At 67.0% G+C, this 16,608-nt stretch carries 14 protein-coding genes and 1 other RNA gene; 7 read left to right on the plus strand and 8 right to left on the minus strand.

Translation table 11 applies throughout. The features are described 5' to 3' along the window. Window positions 1-17: 17 nt before the first annotated feature. From GRX31_RS06255 to GRX31_RS06270, 4 genes are all read right to left on the minus strand, one after another. Window positions 18-1,385 carry an MATE family efflux transporter gene (locus GRX31_RS06255; RefSeq protein ID WP_151019255.1) on the minus strand — a complete coding sequence of 456 codons (1,368 nt, stop codon included), beginning with the start codon at window positions 1,383-1,385 and terminating at the stop codon, window positions 18-20. Then, complete coding sequence (locus tag GRX31_RS06260; RefSeq protein ID WP_016447454.1) at window positions 1,382-3,121, minus strand: hypothetical protein; 1,740 nt, start codon at window positions 3,119-3,121, stop codon at window positions 1,382-1,384. Before GRX31_RS06260 ends, GRX31_RS06255 begins: the two co-directional genes overlap by 4 nt. A gap of 155 nt (window positions 3,122-3,276) precedes the next feature. After that, entirely contained in the window at window positions 3,277-3,522 is a 246-nt protein-coding gene (locus tag GRX31_RS06265) for a type B 50S ribosomal protein L31 (RefSeq protein ID WP_012206708.1), read from the minus strand. Between the two features lie 114 nt (window positions 3,523-3,636). Beyond that, entirely contained in the window at window positions 3,637-4,830 is a 1,194-nt protein-coding gene (locus GRX31_RS06270) for a citrate synthase family protein (protein WP_160851908.1), read from the minus strand. A 100-nt stretch (window positions 4,831-4,930) separates the two neighbouring features. Here GRX31_RS06270 and GRX31_RS06275 point away from each other — a divergent pair, with 100 nt between their 5' ends. After that, window positions 4,931-6,340 (plus strand): CoA transferase, encoded by a 1,410-nt coding sequence (locus GRX31_RS06275; RefSeq protein WP_160851909.1) that lies wholly within the window; start codon window positions 4,931-4,933, stop codon window positions 6,338-6,340. A gap of 64 nt (window positions 6,341-6,404) precedes the next feature. Here GRX31_RS06275 and rho read toward each other — a convergent pair whose 3' ends face one another. Together rho and trxA are read right to left on the minus strand one after the other, a co-directional pair. Beyond that, window positions 6,405-7,667 carry a transcription termination factor Rho gene (rho, locus tag GRX31_RS06280; RefSeq protein WP_016447451.1) on the minus strand — a complete coding sequence of 421 codons (1,263 nt, stop codon included), beginning with the start codon at window positions 7,665-7,667 and terminating at the stop codon, window positions 6,405-6,407. 266 nt (window positions 7,668-7,933) lie between these two features. Continuing rightward, on the minus strand, window positions 7,934-8,266 hold the full coding sequence (gene trxA, locus GRX31_RS06285) for a thioredoxin TrxA (protein ID WP_016447450.1): 333 nt from the start codon (window positions 8,264-8,266) through the stop codon (window positions 7,934-7,936). 271 nt (window positions 8,267-8,537) lie between these two features. Between trxA and GRX31_RS06290 the strand changes: the two genes are divergently transcribed. Then, window positions 8,538-9,914 (plus strand): TIGR03862 family flavoprotein, encoded by a 1,377-nt coding sequence (locus tag GRX31_RS06290; RefSeq protein ID WP_160851911.1) that lies wholly within the window; start codon window positions 8,538-8,540, stop codon window positions 9,912-9,914. A 64-nt stretch (window positions 9,915-9,978) separates the two neighbouring features. On the opposite strand, the gene ffs is transcribed toward GRX31_RS06290, so the two are convergent. Continuing rightward, window positions 9,979-10,075: signal recognition particle sRNA small type (gene ffs, locus GRX31_RS06295), an RNA gene on the minus strand. A 99-nt stretch (window positions 10,076-10,174) separates the two neighbouring features. On the opposite strand from ffs, the gene dnaX reads away from it, so the two are divergent. The 5 genes from dnaX (at window position 10,175) to GRX31_RS06320 (ending at window position 15,113) form a co-directional block, all read left to right on the plus strand. Next, window positions 10,175-12,349, plus strand: coding sequence for a DNA polymerase III subunit gamma/tau (gene dnaX / locus GRX31_RS06300; protein WP_160851913.1), 2,175 nt, complete (start codon window positions 10,175-10,177; stop codon window positions 12,347-12,349). A gap of 47 nt (window positions 12,350-12,396) precedes the next feature. Next, window positions 12,397-12,729: a YbaB/EbfC family nucleoid-associated protein gene (locus GRX31_RS06305; protein WP_012206701.1), complete on the plus strand. Its 333-nt coding sequence runs from the start codon at window positions 12,397-12,399 to the stop codon at window positions 12,727-12,729. 146 nt (window positions 12,730-12,875) lie between these two features. Then, window positions 12,876-13,466, plus strand: coding sequence for a recombination mediator RecR (recR, locus tag GRX31_RS06310; RefSeq protein WP_034365541.1), 591 nt, complete (start codon window positions 12,876-12,878; stop codon window positions 13,464-13,466). Between the two features lie 45 nt (window positions 13,467-13,511). After that, window positions 13,512-13,943 carry an MAPEG family protein gene (locus GRX31_RS06315; RefSeq protein ID WP_016447446.1) on the plus strand — a complete coding sequence of 144 codons (432 nt, stop codon included), beginning with the start codon at window positions 13,512-13,514 and terminating at the stop codon, window positions 13,941-13,943. An 84-nt stretch (window positions 13,944-14,027) separates the two neighbouring features. Continuing rightward, window positions 14,028-15,113 (plus strand): ABC transporter substrate-binding protein, encoded by a 1,086-nt coding sequence (locus tag GRX31_RS06320; protein ID WP_016447445.1) that lies wholly within the window; start codon window positions 14,028-14,030, stop codon window positions 15,111-15,113. Window positions 15,114-15,180: 67 nt separating this feature from the next. Here GRX31_RS06320 and GRX31_RS06325 read toward each other — a convergent pair. Further along, window positions 15,181-16,608 (minus strand): transglycosylase SLT domain-containing protein (locus tag GRX31_RS06325; protein WP_160851915.1); only part of this gene is annotated, 1,428 nt, incomplete at its 5' end.

Here is a 16,608-nt window from a genome sequence, read left to right on the forward strand (position 1 = left end):
GGATGGCCGCTACCCGCTCAGCGGTTTGTGGCCTTGCGTACGACCGCGCTGAACACCACGGCGGTCACCAGCAGCGCACAGGCGCTGCCGGCCCAGAAGGGGGCGGGCGTGCCCGGGTGCAGCCAGGCGGGCAGGACGCTGTCCGTGCCATAGGCCAGCCAGTATCCGCCGGCCAGACCGCCACCCCATAGCAGCAGGCAATAGATGACCAGCGGCGCCACGGTGATGCGGTAGCAGCGCAGCACGAAGATGCAGAAAGTCTGGATGGCGTCCGCCACATGGTAGGCAGCCACCCAGGCCAGCAGGCTGGCGGTGATGGCCACCACCTCGGGGTTGCCGCTGTAGATGCGGGCCAGGCCCTCGCGGGAAAGGAACAGTGCACAGGCCAGCACCAACCCGCCCATTGCCGCCAATCGCCAGCCCATGGCGACCAGGCGCCGCGCCGTGACCTCGTCGCCGGCGCCGCGCCAGTAGCTGACCCGTGCGCTGGTGGCAATGGCCAGTGACAGAGGCACCATGTAGCACAGCGCTGCAAGGTTGGCGGCGATCTGGTGGCTGGCCGAGGCCAGCGTGCCCTGGCGCGCCACGAACAAGGCCATCAGCGTGAACGATGTCACCTCCACCAGAATCGCCAGTCCCGCAGGAATGCCCAGGCGCGCGAACTGCGCCAGCTGGGGCCAGTCCGGCGGCTCCATGCGCTGCCACAGCGCCAGCGGTGCGTACAGGCGTTGGCTGCGCATCAAAGACAAGGCCAGCGCGACCATGGCGTAGTTCACGATCAGCGTGGCCCAGGCGCAGCCTTCGGCGCCCAAGGCCGGCAGGCCGGCTCCGCCAAAGGCCAGCCAGATGGACAAAGGGATCTTGATCAGCAGCGACACCAGCTGCAGCCAGGTCACCAGCAAGGGGTGGCCCAGCGCCTGGTTGAGCGTGCTGTAGATGCGAAACAGCAGGGCGGCCGGCAGGCTCCAGGCCAGCACCGAGAGATAGGCCCGCACCTGCACCTGCAGCGGCAGCGGAACATCGGCCCAGCGCAGCAGTGCATCGGGAAACAGCAGCACGCCCATGCCCACGGCGCAGGCCGCCAGCAGCATGTACATGGCCTGCCGCAGCGTGCGGCCTATGGCTTGGGGCTGTCCGGCGCCGCGGTGCTCGGCCCACAGCGGCAGCAGGGCCTGGAAAATGCCCATCAGCGAGACGTAGACGCTCACGAAGATGGCTGATCCCACGGACAGCGCCGCCAGCGCCTCCTCTGAATAGCGGCCCGCCACGATGGTGTCGGTCACGCCGAAGGCCATCACGGCCAGCTGCCCGGCCAGCACAGTCAAGGCATGCTGGGCAATGGTGCGTCGCTCAGCGCTCAGGGGGGCGTGCGCTGGCAGGTTCATGGCTTGACCTGGACGGGCCTCGCCTCAGGCCTGCGTTTCAAGACCAGAAGGAAGTCCTTGCGGTCGGTGGGGCGTACCACGCGGGCCACGGTCTCCCAGGTGGCCTGCAGACGTGCGCTGTGAGGATCCAGCCAGGTTTCTTCCTCGGCCACCATCCAGTCGCAGCGCGCGGCACCGGCCATGCTCAGTCGCTGGGTATCGATGTCACCGTAGTAGCGCAGCGCGGCAATGTGGGCGCGCGGCAGGCCATAGGTTTGAACGCAGCTGCCGTCCCTGGGCAGTTCGGCCAGTACCAGGCGCATCTGTGGCTCGAAGCTGCGCGCATGGTCCATCAGCGGCAGCCACAGCGTCATCAGCAGCAGCCAGGCCAGCGTGGCGCCACTGGCGGGCAGCACCAGGCTCTTCCAGATGGCCGCACGGTTGCGCGAGGTGCGCCAGGCCACGAGCACACACCAGGCCAGGGTGGCAGCCACCGCCACGGCGAAGGACAGCACCGAGAATTCCGGCGTGAACTGCGGGGCCAGCCTTGCCACATTGGCGGCGGGCTTGGCGGGAATGCCGGTCTGCAGCGAAAGCCAGATCACCCAGATGGCAATGGCCGCGGCGCTGAAGAACAGCAGGGTGAACCAGTCGATCAGGGCGCTGATGCTGCGGCGCAGCGTGGGCAGGGCAAAGGCCGCCAGCGTGGCGATGGCGGGCAGGCCCAGCAGCAGGGCGCGGTCTGCTGGCAGCGTGCTCAACGAAGCGATCACCGGAATGATGGCAAACCACAGCGGCAGCGCCAGATGGGGATAGCGCCGGGGCGTGGCGATCTGGCGACGCCAGACCCACAGCGTCCACAGTGCCAGCGGCCAGGCGGGCCAACTGAACCACAGCAGCAGCCTGACCAGGCTTTGCCATTCCTTGGCAGTGCCGCTGTCCACCACGCGCCAGGCCCACTGGTCCAGCCACCAGGACAGTGCGGCCGCCAAGATCGTCACCGCCAGCCACAGCACGGTCCACAGGCGTGATGCGCGTGGGGCGGGCGTGGCTTCGTCGCCCCAGGTGCGCGAGAAGAAAGCCATGGCGGTACCGCCCAGGCCGAACAGCGTGGCCACGGTCGGCGCGCCGCTCAGTGCCAGGCCGGGCAGGCCCAGCAGCAATGCCAGCGTGGCCGTGCGGCCGTGGTAGGGCATGGCGGCGGCGGCAAAGAACAGCAGGGCCGCGCAGCCCAGCTGGGTCATGTAGCTGGTGGTTTCGTGGGAGAGCTGGGCCAGGCCCAGGCAGGCCACCAGGGCCAGCAACCCTCCGTCGGCCATGGCGCGCGCATAGTCGGTAGGCTGGGCCTCACCGCCAAAGGCAAAGGCCACGGGGCGTGCGCCCGGTGTGCGCGCCAGGTAGTACACGCCCCACCAGGTGGCCGCCAGCGTGATCACCAGCATGGCGATGAAGGGCAGGCGTGCCGCCATCTCCGGGTGCAGCCAGGAAGGTGCTCCCTGCATGGCCAGCGCACCGAGCCAGTACGAGAGCAGGCCTTCGGATTCGGGCAGCAGCCCCGCCATGCGCGGTGCCAGCCAGGAGGTATGGCCCAGGGCCAGCTCCCGCATGTAGCCGAAGGCCTCCATGTCGGCCATGCGCCAGGGGCTGCGCCCCACATATCCGGGCACGACATAGGCCAGGCACAGCAGCAGCAGCGACCAGCGCGGCAGGCGGCGCACGGCGCTTTGGGCAACGATGGCAGGGGTGGGCTGGTTCACTCACAGGACTTTCTGCAACGGAGGGCGCAAGAATACGCGAAGCAAGGGCCTCGAAAAGAATGGGGCATGCCTGGCCGGCATGGATTGGCCGGACTGCGAAAAACAAAAGGGCAGCGCGGTTGCCCGTGCTGCCCTTTTGGCCGGAGAAGCAGGATTTACTTCTTGCCGAAACGGTTGCGGAAGCGCTCCACACGGCCGCCCATGTTGTCCACCGACTTTTGCGTGCCGGTGTAGAAGGGGTGCGACTCGGACGAGGTGTCCAGCTTGAACAGGGGGTAGTCCTTGCCTTCGAAGGTTTCGGTTTCCTTCGTGTTCACGCAGGAGCGGGTCACGAACTTGAAGCCGTTGGACAGGTCCACGAACAGCACTTCGCGGTAGTTGGGGTGGATGCCTTCTTTCATGATCTTTCCTTCTGATGCAAGTGCGGTAGCCGTGCCTGACCCGCTGCAACCTTTGTAGCGGTTCAAATCAAGCGTACTTTCCGCAAGAAAAAGCCCTGCATTATCGCATAGTGCTCAGTTCCGTGCCAAACCGTCAGGCCTGGGGCCCGTGTACGCCGCGCGCGGACGGATGATTTGCCGGGTGGCACGCTGCTCCAGCGCCTGCGCCAGCCAGCCGGCGCAGCGGCCCAGCGCGAACAGGCCGAAGGCGCTGCCCGGCGGCAGCTGCAGATGCCGTCGCAGGGCCACCAGCGCGAAATCGACCGAAGGCGCCTGCCCCGTCAGCGCCATCACCTCCTTGGTCAGCATCGTTGCCGGGCCATGCGCCGGCAGCATGTCAAGCAGCAGGGCGGCACGCACGTCGCCATCTGGGTAGAGGTGGTGGCCGAAGCCGGGCAGGGATTCGCCGCGCGCCAGACGCTGGCGCAGGCGGGTGGCGATCTGCTGCTCGCCCACCTCGTCCCACAGCGCTTCCACGCGCGCGGTCGTGCCGCCGTGGCGCCCGCCTGTCAAGGCGGCAAGGCCTCCCACCACGGCAGCGCGCAGGCTTGCGCCCGTGGAGGCCACGCAGCGCGCCGTGAAGCCTGATGCGTTGAGTTCATGGTCGGCGCACAGCACCAGGGCCATGCGCACGAGGTCCGCGCCTGGCGCGTCCAGCTTCCAGGCCCGTGCGCATTGCAGATGGATGGCGGCCTTGTCCGGCACGGTGCCCAGCAGGCAGGCAGCCAGCAGGCGCAACAGCGCACCGCAGCCTGCTGCCAGCCGTTCGGGTGATTGCTGCCAGGCAGCGGTGGCCGTGTCATCGCTGGCGACGGTGAACAGGGGCAGCAATGTGTTTTCGCACGGTTGGCCTGCCATGCGCTGCTGCAGGTCGGACAGCAAAGGCGCGGCCTCCACGGCGTTTGCAGCGAAGGCTGCCTGGGTCGGGCATTGCCACAGGAGGGCGGCTGTCTCCTCCAGCGTGCGGGTTCGCGCCCAGTGCACGGCGTCCTCGCCCCGGTAGTACAGGCGGCCCTTTTCTATCAATGTGATCGTGGACTCCAGTACCGGCAGGCCCCAGCTGAGCGCGGCCTGCGCCACTTCGCGCGGCTTGCGGCCCTGGCCGCGCTGGCGTGCGAGCTGCTCGACCTCTTCGCGCAGGTAGCGGCTTTGGCGCGGCGTGTCTGCCGCGTGGGCCTGCAGCAGGCCTCGGCTGACATAGGCGTACAGCGTGGCACGGCTCACGCCCAGCAGCGCGGTGGCCTCGGTGGAGTTCAGGTAGTCGGGCATGGGTCGATCATATGTTGATTAATTGAATCAATATTGACAATATTTACCAGGAACCTATGGTGCGAACTCCAAGCCTTGTTTCAGCTGCCAGGAGTGCTCCATGTCCCGTCTCCCTTTTCCCTGCGCTTTCGACCATTGCACCGGCCAGATCTGGGAGGCGCTGGGTGGTGATCCGGTGGCGCTCCAACGTCTGGAGCAGCGAGGTCGTGGGTCCTTGGCCTCCGTGTTCCCGGTCTCCGATCTGGCGGCCGCCAGCCTGGGCGTGGCAGGCCTTTGCCTATCCGAGTTGATCGCGCAGCTCGACGCTGCAGCGCCGCGTGTGGTGGTGGATCGCAGGCTTGCCTCCTTGTGGTTTGGCCATAGCCTGCATCCGCAGGGCTGGGAGATGCCCGCGCTGTGGGATTCCGTGGCCGGCGACTACCGCACGGCGGACGGCTGGATTCGCCTGCATACCAATGCGCCCCATCACCGTGCAGCGGCACTGGCCGTTCTGGATGCGCCCGCCGAACGCGAGGCCGTGGCTGCCGCGGTCGAGCGCTGGGCAGCACAAGAACTGGAGTCGGCCGTTGTGGCGCAAGGCGGCTGTGCTGCAGCCATGCGCGGGCTGTCTGAATGGGCCGCGCACCCGCAGGGTCGCGCAGTGCAGCGGGAGCCCTTGCTGGCGTGGCAGATGCATCCACATCCGCATCCGCAATCGAGCCGGCATGCGGGTGCCTGGCAGCCATCGGCCAGGCGGCCGCTGCAGGGGCTGCGCGTGCTGGACCTGACGCGCATTCTGGCCGGCCCCGCTGCCACGCGATGGCTGGCGGGTCACGGCGCCGAGGTATTGCGCATCGATCCGCCGGGCTGGGAGGAGCCCGGCACGGTGCCCGAGGTCACGCTGGGCAAGCGCTGTGCCCGGCTGGATCTGCGGGCGCCACAGCATCGTGCCGTGTTCGAGCAACTGCTGGTCGGGGCCGATGTGCTGGTCCATGGCTACCGGGACGGCGCGCTGGAAGGCCTGGGATTCGGTGCCGCGTGGCGTCGGCAGGTGAATCCTTCGCTCATCGACGTGTCGCTCAATGCCTATGGCTGGAGCGGGCCCTGGCAGCAGCGGCGCGGTTTCGACAGTCTGGTGCAGATGAGCGCCGGCATTGCCGATGCGGGCATGCGTCAGCTGGGTCGCGACCGGCCCACGCCGTTGCCGCTGCAGGCGTTGGATCATGCAACGGGTTATCTGATGGCGGCCGCCGTGGTGATGGCGCTGGTGCGGCGCAGCCAGGGGCTGGGCGGCAGCACGGTGCAAGCCTCGCTGGCGCGCACGGCCCATCTCCTGGCGGGCCAGGGCGTCGGTGATCCGGACTCCTGCACGCTGGCGCCGGTGGACCGTTGTGCGGATTTCGGCGCGGCCGTCGAGGCCACTTCCTGGGGGCCCGCGCGGCGCCTGCGGGCGCCGGTGGAGGTGGCGGGCGCCCCCATGCACTGGGAGCGTGCGGCTTGCGCCCTGGGTACGGCTGCCGCTGCATGGTGAGCTGAATGCAAAACGCCCCGCGTGAGCGAGGCGTTCGCAGGTGCCGTGGGCTGGATCTCTGAGATCAGCCGCCGCGGCGCATCATGTCGAAGAAGTCCACGTTGGTCTTGGTGGCCCGCATGTTCTTGATCATCAGCTCCATGGCCTCGATCTCGTCCATGTTGTACATGAACTGGCGCAGGATGCGCGTCTTCTGCAGGATCTCGGGAGCCAGCAGCAGTTCTTCGCGGCGCGTGCCGCTCTTGTTGAGTTCGATGGCGGGGAACACGCGCTTTTCGTAGAGGCGGCGGTTCAGGGCCAGTTCGCTGTTGCCCGTGCCCTTGAACTCTTCGAAGATCACTTCGTCCATGCGGCTGCCGGTATCGACCAGGGCCGTGGCGATGATGGTCAGCGAGCCGCCTTCTTCCACATTGCGCGCCGCGCCGAAGAAGCGCTTGGGGCGCTGCAGCGCGTTGGAGTCCACGCCGCCCGACAGCACCTTGCCCGACGAGGGCACGACGTTGTTGTAGGCGCGGGCCAGGCGGGTGATGGAGTCCAGCAGGATGACCACGTCCTTCTTGAGTTCGACCAGGCGCTTGGCGCGCTCGATCACCATCTCGGCCACGTGCACGTGGCGCGTGGCGGGCTCGTCGAAGGTGGAGGCGATGATCTCGCCCTTGACCGAACGCTGCATCTCGGTCACTTCTTCGGGGCGCTCATCGACCAGCAGCACCATCAGGTGAACGTCGGGATGGTTGGCCGTGATGGCGTGGGCGATGCTCTGCATCATCATGGTCTTGCCGCTCTTGGGCGGCGCGACGATCAGCGCGCGCTGGCCGCGGCCGATGGGGGCGATGATGTCGATGATGCGGCCGGTGATGTTCTCCTCGCCCTTGATCTCGCGCTCCAGGCGCAGCTGCTGGGTGGGGAACAGGGGGGTCAGATTCTCGAACAGCACCTTGTGCTTGTTCTGCTCGGGCGAGCCGCCATTGACGGAGTCGAGCTTGGTCAGGGCAAAGTAGCGCTCGCCGTCCTTGGGTGTGCGCACTTCGCCTTCGATCATGTCGCCGGTGTGCAGGTTGAAGCGGCGGACCTGGCTGGGCGAGATGTAGATGTCGTCGGTGCTGGCCGTGTAGCTGGTGTCGGGGCTGCGCAGGAAGCCGAAACCATCCGGCAGGATTTCCAGCACGCCGTCGGCGAACACTTGTTCCCCGGCCTTGGCGCGCTTTTTGATGATGGCGAACATCAACTCTTGCTTGCGCATGCGACCGACGTTTTCGATCTCAAGCGCTTCGGCCTGCTTCAGGACTTCAGACACGTGCAGTGCCTTGAGTTCATTAAGGTGCATGGAGAGACTCCAGAACGGAGTGGAAAGAAACCAGGGGGAGGCGTTGAGCCAAGCGAAACACTGTGGAAGTGGGCTGGCTTGCCTGAGGGTCTCAGCGCGGCCTTCGATGCATAAGGCCGGTGATGAAGGGCATTATGACAGGAAAAAATCCGCAGGTCATAGGGAAATTTGCGCTGGCGCAGGGTTTGTGCGCCAGTGCGATGCGGTGCAGCGGTCAGCGCCGGGCCGCATGTTTGGCTGCCCCGGTGTAGGGGCAGTCAGAAGAATCAGGCCAGGTGCTGGTCCAGGAAAGCAGACAGCTGTGCCTTGTTGAGGGCGCCGACCTTGGTGGCAGCCAGCTGGCCGTCCTTGAACAGCATCAGCGTGGGGATGCCGCGGATGCCGAACTTGGCCGGGATCTCGCGGTTCTCGTCCACATTCATCTTGGCGATGGACAGCTTGTCCTTGTAGGTCTGGGCTGCTTCGTCGAGGATGGGGGCGATCATCTTGCAGGGACCGCACCATTCGGCCCAGTAATCGACCAGCACCGTGGAGCCGGGTTGCAAGACGTCAGCTTCAAAGCTTGCGTCGGAGATGTGTTTGATCAGTTCGCTGGCCATGGGTGATGTCCTTGATTTTTCGCAATGAGGAAGGCGCAGGAAAATCCGCACCGCGAAATGATTGTGACAGAAACCTATCACCTGCTGCACCGTATGGGCGGTAGCTGGATGCTATGACTGTCATAGCTGTTTACGGGGCGGCAGCAGGGTTGCGGGGTCATCGGGAATTAGTGGCGCCTGCGCGCAGGCCGGCCTGCGGCAGGGTATTCTGCGCGCCCGCGCTGCAGGCATATGAGTCTGCCGGCAGCGCAAAGTTGAATGCGAGCTTGGAATGGGAACTGATGTGATGGATGCTTTTGAACACAGCGCGGCGGCGCGCACGATGGACTGCGATGTGGCGGTGATCGGCGCCGGGCCTGCGGGCCTGATGGCGGCCGAAGGGCTGGCCGGCAAGGGGCTGACTGTCCATGTGTTCGAGGCCAAGTCCTCCGCAGGACGCAAGTTCCTCATGGCCGGCAAGGGCGGGCTCAACCTGACCCATTCCGAAAACCTGCCCGCCTTTGTCTCCCGCTATGGCGAGCGCAGTGCCGAGGTCTCGCGCTGGCTGGAGCTGCTGCCCCCGGATCAGCTGCGTGCCTGGGCCGGCGAGCTGGGCGTGGAAACCTTTGTGGGCAGTTCGGGCCGCGTATTCCCCAAGGACATGAAGGCTGCGCCCTTGCTGCGTGCCTGGCTGGTGCGTCTGCAGACCCAGGGCGTGGTCCTGCACACGCGCCACCGCTGGCTGGGTTGGCGGGATGGCGATGCGCTGGGCTTTGATACCCCCGAAGGGCGGCTGCAGGTGCACGCGAAGGCCGTGGTGCTGGCGCTGGGCGGCGGCAGCTGGGCGCGGCTGGGCTCGGATGGCGCCTGGATGCCCTGGCTGGAGCAGCGCGGCGTGGAAGTCGCTGCGTTGAAGCCCTCCAACTGCGGGTTCGATGTGGGCCTGGGCGGTGCGGCGCCGGGCGGGCAGATCGATCGCCGGGAATTCATGGCCGAGCTGCTGGGGGCCAGCCCCCAGCCTGCGCGCGGCTGGAGCCCCTATTTCACCGAGCGCTTTGCCGGCCAGCCTTTCAAGTCGGTGGCGCTGTCCTTTGATGATGGCCAGGGCAACGTTTTCTCGCGCAAGGGCGAATTCGTGGCCACGACCACGGGCGTGGAGGGCAGCCTGGTCTATGCCGTCTCTGCCGCGCTGCGCGAAGCCATTGCGCGCGACGGGCATGCCACCGTCCATCTCGACCTGCTGCCCCAGTTGACACCCGAGCGCGTGCTGGCGGAGGTGCGCCATCCGCGTGGCTCACGCAGCCTGGCCAGCCATCTGAAGGGGCGCCTGGGCCTGGACGGCATCAAGGCCGCCGTGCTGCATGAGGTGCTGGGCAAGGACGGCGTGGCCGATCCCGCGCGGCTGGCCCAGGCCATCAAGGCCCTGCCCATCACCTTGGTGGCGGCCCGGCCCATCGACGAGGCCATCAGCACCGCAGGTGGCGTGCGGCTGCAGGCGTTGGATGCCAATGGCATGTGCGTGGCTGCGCCTGGCGTTTTCTGTGCCGGCGAAATGCTGGACTGGGAGGCTCCCACGGGTGGCTACCTGCTGACGGCATGCATGGCCAGCGGCGTGCACGCGGCACAGGGCGTTGCCCGCTATCTGAAGGTGGATGGCGAGACGCGTTGAGGAGAGAAGGGCCGCTGCGGGCGTGGACGGGGCAGGCGCCCGCAGGGCCTGCTGTTCAATGGAAGGTGACGAGCCTTGCCCTCGGCACTGGTTTCACGGTTAGGGCTGCTTGGTTCCCCACCTGACCCGGTTGGCCGCTTCCCCATGCGAGGAGGCCCGTCACTCTCGATTATAGGGGCAAACACCGGGCTGCCCGGGCGACAAGGCTGGCCAAACCGGGGCGCACCGGGCGAGGGTGCTCAGCCCCGTAGAATCGCGGGATGTCTTATCTTGTGCTGGCCCGCAAATACCGCCCCCGCAATTTCTCCGAAATGGTGGGGCAGGAGCATGTCGTTCAGGCGCTCACCAATGCCCTGACGCAGCAGCGCCTGCACCATGCCTATCTGTTCACCGGCACGCGCGGCGTGGGCAAGACCACGGTCTCGCGCATTCTGGCCAAGTCGCTCAACTGCCAGGGCGCCGATGGCCAGGGCGGCATCACGGCAACGCCCTGCGGCGTCTGTGCGGCCTGTACCGAAATCGACAGCGGCCGCTTTCCCGATTACACCGAGCTGGACGCCGCCTCCAACCGCGGGGTGGACGAGGTGCAAAGCCTGCTGGAGCAGGCCGTCTACAAGCCGGTGCAGGGACGCTTCAAGGTCTTCATGATCGACGAAGTGCACATGCTCACGAACACAGCCTTCAACGCCATGCTCAAGACGCTGGAGGAGCCGCCCGAGTACCTGAAGTTCGTGCTGGCCACCACCGATCCGCAGAAGGTGCCCGTGACCGTGCTCAGCCGCTGCCTGCAGTTCAACCTGCGGCCCATGGCGCCCGAGACCGTGCTGGAGCATCTGGGCCAGGTGCTCGGCCAGGAAGGCGTGGCTTCCGAACCCCAGGCCCTGCGCCTGCTGTCTCGCGCCGCGCGCGGCTCCATGCGCGATGCGCTGTCGCTGACCGACCAGGCCATTGCCTTTGGCAGCGGCCAGCTGCAGGAGTCCATGGTGCGCCAGATGCTGGGCAGCGTGGACCGCAGCCATGTGTTCCGCCTGATCGAGGCACTCGCCCAGGCCGATGGCCAGGTGGTGGTGGAAACCTCCGAGGCGCTGCGCCGCAACGGCCTGTCTGCAGCCTCCACGCTGGAGGAAATGTGCGCCGTGCTGCAACGCATGGCTGTGGCGCAGGCTGTGCCACAGATGGCCGCCGACGCCAGCGATCCGGAGGCCGCTGAAATTGCCCGTCTTGCGCTGCTGATGCCGCGCGACGAAACCCAGCTGCTCTACAGCATCTGCCTGCATGGTCGGGCCGAACTGGGCCTGGCACCCGACGAGTACGCGGCGCTGACCATGGCGCTGCTGCGGCTGCTGGCGTTCAAGCCGCAATCTGCAGAGCCCGCCCCGGGCGCGGCTGAAAAAAAAACTCCAGCGCTGACCCCCTCCACGGCGAAGCCTGAATCTCCCGCGACCGTTGCGCAGACGCGGCCCGCACAGCCCGCTGTGCCCGAGGCCCCCGTTGTCCCAGCCAAGGCGGCCATGCCCGTCCCGGTCGCGCCTCCTGCTCCTGTCGCGCCTGTCGTATCTCCCGTGACCGCTGCGCCCGCCGTGGTCGCTCCCGTGGTGCAAGCCGTTGCGGCTCCAGCGCCTGTTCAGGCGCCCGTGGCCGTGGCCGCAGTTGCCAGGCCGGAACCTGTGCTTGCGCCTGTCCAGGAGGCCAGGCCTTCCGCTGCTCCAGAGCTGAAGCCGGCCGCCGGTGTCGCCCAGGAGCCCCTGGACGAGCCTGTGGACGATGTGCAGGAAGACGAAGACTCTTCTGCCGATGAGGCGCCGCCGGTGCAGGATGCCGATGCGCCGGACGAGGGTGCCTGGGCCGGGATGCCCGATGAAGGCTGGGCCGACGAAGGCCGCTGGATCGATGACGGAGATCTGGCCCTGGAGCCGCCTGCCGCTGCCGTGGCACGGCAGTCCGAACCGCAGATCGACACTCAGATCGATGTGCAGGACTTCGCTCCCGAACGTGGCCGCCAGTCCCCGGATGCGCCTCCCGCGCCGACCGTGGAGCGCACGGCCGAGGGCGATGTCTGGCACGCTGCCGTCCAGCAACTGGTGCATGCCGAGGCCGTCACTGCGCTGGCGCGCCAGCTGGCGCTGCAGTCGCAGCTGGTGGCGCGCGAGGGCGATACTTGGACGCTGCGTGTGGAAAGCAGCTCGCTGGCCCAGCCCGCCACGCGCGAGCGCCTGCGTGCGGCGCTGGAGGCTGCCGGCCTGGCCCGGCAGCTGCATGTCGAGCAGGGCGCCGTGGTGGACAGCCCCGCGCGGCGCAATGCGGTGGCCAGCCATGAGCGTCAGCGCATTGCCGAAGACATCGTGATGAATCATTCTTTGGTGCAGACCCTGATCCGCAGCCATGGCGCGAAAATCGTGCCTGGCAGTATCAAGCCCGTATCCATTCAGCCCTGACACGCTCTAGAGCGTTTCGTTTTTACCCTACAGAAGAAGGAACTCACATGTTCAACAAAGGACAACTGGCCGGCCTGATGAAGCAAGCCCAGGCCATGCAGGACAACCTCAAGAAGGCCCAGGATGAACTGGGCAACATCGAGGTGGAAGGCGAGTCCGGCGCGGGCCTGGTGAAGGTGGTCATGACCTGCAAGCACGACGTCAAGCGCATCACCATCGACCCCAGCCTGCTGGCCGAAGACAAGGACATGCTGGAAGACCTGGTGGCTGCCGCCTTCAACGCTGCCGTGCGCAAGGCAGAAGAAACCTCCAACGAAAAGATGGGCAAGCTCACGGCCGGCATGCCCGGCCTGCCGGGCGGCATGAAGTTCCCTTTCTGAGGCTGGCCCCGAGAGGTTGTGCCGAACAGCCGGGAGAGGCCGTGACGGTTTCCCCAGCCACTCAATTGCGTTGAGCGGCCATCGAGCGATCTGCCCTTGCAGGTCGCTTTTTTTCTGAGAATCTTCTTCATTGAAAGGAAGCCGCCATGTCGGATGTGCAATCGCTCGATGGTCTGATCGAAGCCCTGCGCAGGCTCCCGGGCGTGGGCATCAAGTCTGCGCAGCGCATGGCCTTTCACCTGCTGCAGCGCGACCAGGACGGCGCGCGGCAGCTGGCCCGTGCCCTGACCACGGCCGTGGAGTCGGTAAGCCATTGCGAGCGCTGCCATACCTTCACCGAAGGCCGCATCTGCTCCATCTGCCAGGACGACGGGCGCGACTCGGCCCGGCTGTGCGTGGTGGAGGCGCCTGCCGACATGGGGGCCATGGAACGCACGGGGGCCTACAACGGCTACTACTACGTGCTGATGGGGCGGCTGTCGCCGCTCGACGGCATAGGTCCGCGCGACCTGAATCTGTCATCCCTGCTGGAGCGCGCTGGCGACGGCAAGGTGCAGGAGGTGATCCTGGCCACCAGTTTCACGGCCGAGGGCGAGGCCACGGCCCATGCGATCAGCGAGGCGCTGAAAGCGCGCGGCATCCATGTGACGCGGCTGGCGCGCGGCGTGCCCATCGGCAGCGAACTCGAGTACGTGGACCTGGGTACGATCGCCCATGCGCTGGTGGATCGCCGGTAGTGGTGGAGGCGGCCAGCATTCCTTGTCTTTTCATCAGGAGCCCGTATGCCGACCTCTGTCGTCCTGCCGCCCGGCGGTTTTTCCCTTGCCCATTGGTGCCTGCTGGTGGCGGCCCTGCTGCCGCTGGTCTGCGCCTACATCGCCAAGGCGCCCGGAATGAAGCACCGGCCGGGGCAGCGCGGCTTCGACAACCACGACCCCCGCGCCTGGCTCGCCCAGCAGACCGGCTACCAGGCGCGGGCGAATGCGGCGCAGGCCAACAGTTTCGAGTGCCTGCCGTTCTTCATTGGCGCCTTGCTGGTTGCCTGGCAACTGGGCGCGCCAGCGGCGCGGGTCGATGGCCTTGCCGTGGCCTTCGTGGTGTTGCGCATCGCCTACATAGCCTTCTATGTGATGGACCGCGCCACGCTGCGCAGTCTGGCCTGGGCCCTGGCCCTGGTGGTGAATCTGCTGCTGTTTTTCGCAGGCTACCGCTGAGGCCTGCGGCCGCATCCGGCGCCCTCGTCCCGCGCAGGGCCTGCACCACAGGCCCTGCGGTGTTTCACGTACGGGCAAGCACCGATGCTGCGTATGCGGGCTCTGGGCATGATCGTGTTGCACTGCAGCAAAATAACCATCATGTCTTCCCACGTGCTTGATCGCCGAACCTTGTTGAGCCTTCTGGGGCTGGCTCCTCTTTGGTCGCTCCCTGTGCTCGGCTCGGCCGAGCTGCTGACGATTGCCGTGGGCGGCCAGGGCCTGCTGTACTACCTGCCGCTGGTGATTGCGCAGCAGCTGGGTTATTTCGAGGCCGAAGGCCTGGCCGTGCGCATTGAGGACTATCCAGGCGGATCGCAGTCGCTGCAGGCCCTGGAGTCGGGCGCCGCCGATGTCTGCGCGGGCGCCTATGAACACACGCTTCTTGCCCAGCAGCGCGGCAGCCAGCTGCGGGCCTTCGTCGTGCAGGGGCGTGCACCCCAGATCGCGCTGGGCGTGGCTGCGCGCTGGATGCCGCGCTACCAGACGCTGGCCGATCTGCGCGGGCGGCGCGTGGGTGTTTCCTCGCTGGGCGCATCCACGGCCCGGGCCATGCAGCTGATGCTGCTGGGCGATGGCCTGGATCCCGCTGCGGTGCAACTGGTGGGCGTGGGCTCGGGGCCCGATGCCATGGAGGCGCTGCGCACCGGGCGTGTGCATGCGCTGTGCCATGCGGACCCGCTGATGAGCGTGCTGGAGGACAAGGGCGCCGTGCGCATCGTGCGGGACCTGCGTGATCTGCGCAGCAGCGCGCAGTTGTACGGCGGCTCCATGCCCTCGGGCACGCTGTATGCGACACAGGCCTTCTTGCGCAGGAACCCGGCCAAGGCCCAGGCGCTCAGCAACGCCATGGTGCGCTCGCTCAAGTGGCTGCAGACTGCCGCGCCCATGGATGTGCTGCGGGCCGTGCCTGCGCCCTATCTGCTGGGCTCCCGGCGCGCCTATCTGTCGGCATTCGAGCACATGCGCACCACGATTTCGCCCGATGGGATGATGCCCGATGACGGCCCCGCCACGGCCCTGCGTGCGCTGGTCCGGCTCGACCCTGCGCTGGCGCGCGGCGGCATTGACCTGGAGCGCTCGTACACCAACGAATTCGTGCGCCAGTCCCGCCAGCGCTTTCACACCTGAGCCCGGCGGCCGCACGCAAAAAAGCCCGCGAAAGCGGGCTCCGTGACGCGGGTGCCAGAGGGATTCCTCAGCGCTTTTTCACCTTGGATGGCTTGCCTCCGCGCTGTGCCGTGGTGACGGCCGTCTTGGCGTTGCGGCTTTGCGGCTGAACGGCCACCTTGCGTGCGGTTCCCGTGGACTTGGCTGCGCGGGCGTTGCCGCCGCTGCTGGCGCGTACCGGCAGATAGGCCACCAGCGACTGGCCTGCATGCAGCGTGGCCGAGGACTTCAGGTCATTCCAGTCCGCCAGGTTGGACACGCTGACGCCGTAGCGGTTGGCCACGCTGATCAGCGTGTCGCGCTTGCGTGCCTTGATGGTGGTGCGGCGCGTGATGATCTCGGGGGCAAAGCTGATCTGGCCGTTGTCGGCCACGTGGCCGGCCACGTCGGCACGCACGTTGGCGCCGCGCGGCACCATGAGTGCGGAGCCGGCCTTGATCAGCATGCGCGGCGGAATGTTGTTGAGGGCGCGCAGGTCGGACTCGCCCAGGCCCACGCGCTGGGCCGCCTCGGCCACGCTGATGGTGGAGGGCACGGTCCAGACGGTCCAGCTCGCGTACTGGCCTTCGTCGAAGGCCTGCATGTTGCGGCGAAACACCTTGGCGTTGTCCCAGGGCAGCAGGATCTCCGGCGTGCCGGCCGCAAAGATCACCGGCTTGCGAAAGCTGGGATTCAGCGCCTTGAAGTCCTCGGTCGATACGTCGGCCAGCTTGGCCACCAGTTCCACGTCGATGTCGCGGGTGATGGTGACGGTCTGGAAGTAGGGGTGGTTTTCGATCACCGGCAGCTCGGTGTTGAACGCATCGGGGTTGGCCACGATGTTCTTGACGGCCTGCAGCTTGGGCACGTACATGCGGGTCTCGGCCGGCATCTGCAGGTCGGTGTAGCCCGTGGGCAGCCCCAGCTTCTCGTTGCGCTTGATGGCGCGGCCCACGCTGCCTTCGCCCCAGTTGTAGGCGGCCAGGGCCAGGTGCCAGTCGCCGAACATGTCATAGAGCTTTTGCAGGTAGTCCAGAGCGGCGCGCGTGGAGGCCAGCACGTCGCGGCGGTCGTCGCGGAAGGCGTTCTGCTTGAGGTCGAAATAGGTGCCGGTGGCCGGCATGAACTGCCACATGCCGGCCGCCTTGGCGGTGGAGACGGCCTGCGGGTTGAAGGCGCTCTCGATATAGGGCAGCAGCGCCAGCTCGGTGGGCATGTTGCGCCGCTCCAGTTCCTCGACGATGTGGAACAGGTATTTGCTGGAGCGCTCGGTCATGCGCTGTATGTAGTCGGGACGGCTGGCGTACCACTGCTCGCGGTCCTTGACCAGATCCTGGTCCAGGTCGGGCATGGCAAAGCCCTGGCGGATGCGTACCCACAGATCGCCCGTGGTCTCCAGCGAGGCCACGTCGCCGTTGCTGGCACTGCCTGTGCCCAGCGGGCTCAGCGGCCCTTTGGGATACATGGGGGAGTGGGG

The organism is Delftia sp. CH05, assembly GCF_009827015.1.
Taxonomy (GTDB): Bacteria; Pseudomonadota; Gammaproteobacteria; order Burkholderiales; family Burkholderiaceae_C; genus Comamonas; species Comamonas tsuruhatensis.

What these genes read in the sequence shown, in the direction of transcription:
- GRX31_RS06265 (WP_012206708.1), bottom strand. Translation starts at nt 3,522, where the DNA reads ATGAAAGAAGGCATCCACCCCAACTACCGCGAAGTGCTGTTCGTGGAC.
- GRX31_RS06255 (WP_151019255.1), bottom strand. Translation starts at nt 1,385, where the DNA reads ATGAACCTGCCAGCGCACGCCCCCCTGAGCGCTGAGCGACGCACCATT.
- GRX31_RS06275 (WP_160851909.1), top strand. Translation starts at nt 4,931, where the DNA reads ATGTCCCGTCTCCCTTTTCCCTGCGCTTTCGACCATTGCACCGGCCAG.
- GRX31_RS06305 (WP_012206701.1), top strand. Translation starts at nt 12,397, where the DNA reads ATGTTCAACAAAGGACAACTGGCCGGCCTGATGAAGCAAGCCCAGGCC.
- GRX31_RS06315 (WP_016447446.1), top strand. Translation starts at nt 13,512, where the DNA reads ATGCCGACCTCTGTCGTCCTGCCGCCCGGCGGTTTTTCCCTTGCCCAT.
- GRX31_RS06270 (WP_160851908.1), bottom strand. Translation starts at nt 4,830, where the DNA reads ATGCCCGACTACCTGAACTCCACCGAGGCCACCGCGCTGCTGGGCGTG.
- GRX31_RS06320 (WP_016447445.1), top strand. Translation starts at nt 14,028, where the DNA reads ATGCTGCGTATGCGGGCTCTGGGCATGATCGTGTTGCACTGCAGCAAA.
- dnaX (WP_160851913.1), top strand. Translation starts at nt 10,175, where the DNA reads ATGTCTTATCTTGTGCTGGCCCGCAAATACCGCCCCCGCAATTTCTCC.
- trxA (WP_016447450.1), bottom strand. Translation starts at nt 8,266, where the DNA reads ATGGCCAGCGAACTGATCAAACACATCTCCGACGCAAGCTTTGAAGCT.
- GRX31_RS06290 (WP_160851911.1), top strand. Translation starts at nt 8,538, where the DNA reads ATGGGAACTGATGTGATGGATGCTTTTGAACACAGCGCGGCGGCGCGC.
- recR (WP_034365541.1), top strand. Translation starts at nt 12,876, where the DNA reads ATGTCGGATGTGCAATCGCTCGATGGTCTGATCGAAGCCCTGCGCAGG.
- rho (WP_016447451.1), bottom strand. Translation starts at nt 7,667, where the DNA reads ATGCACCTTAATGAACTCAAGGCACTGCACGTGTCTGAAGTCCTGAAG.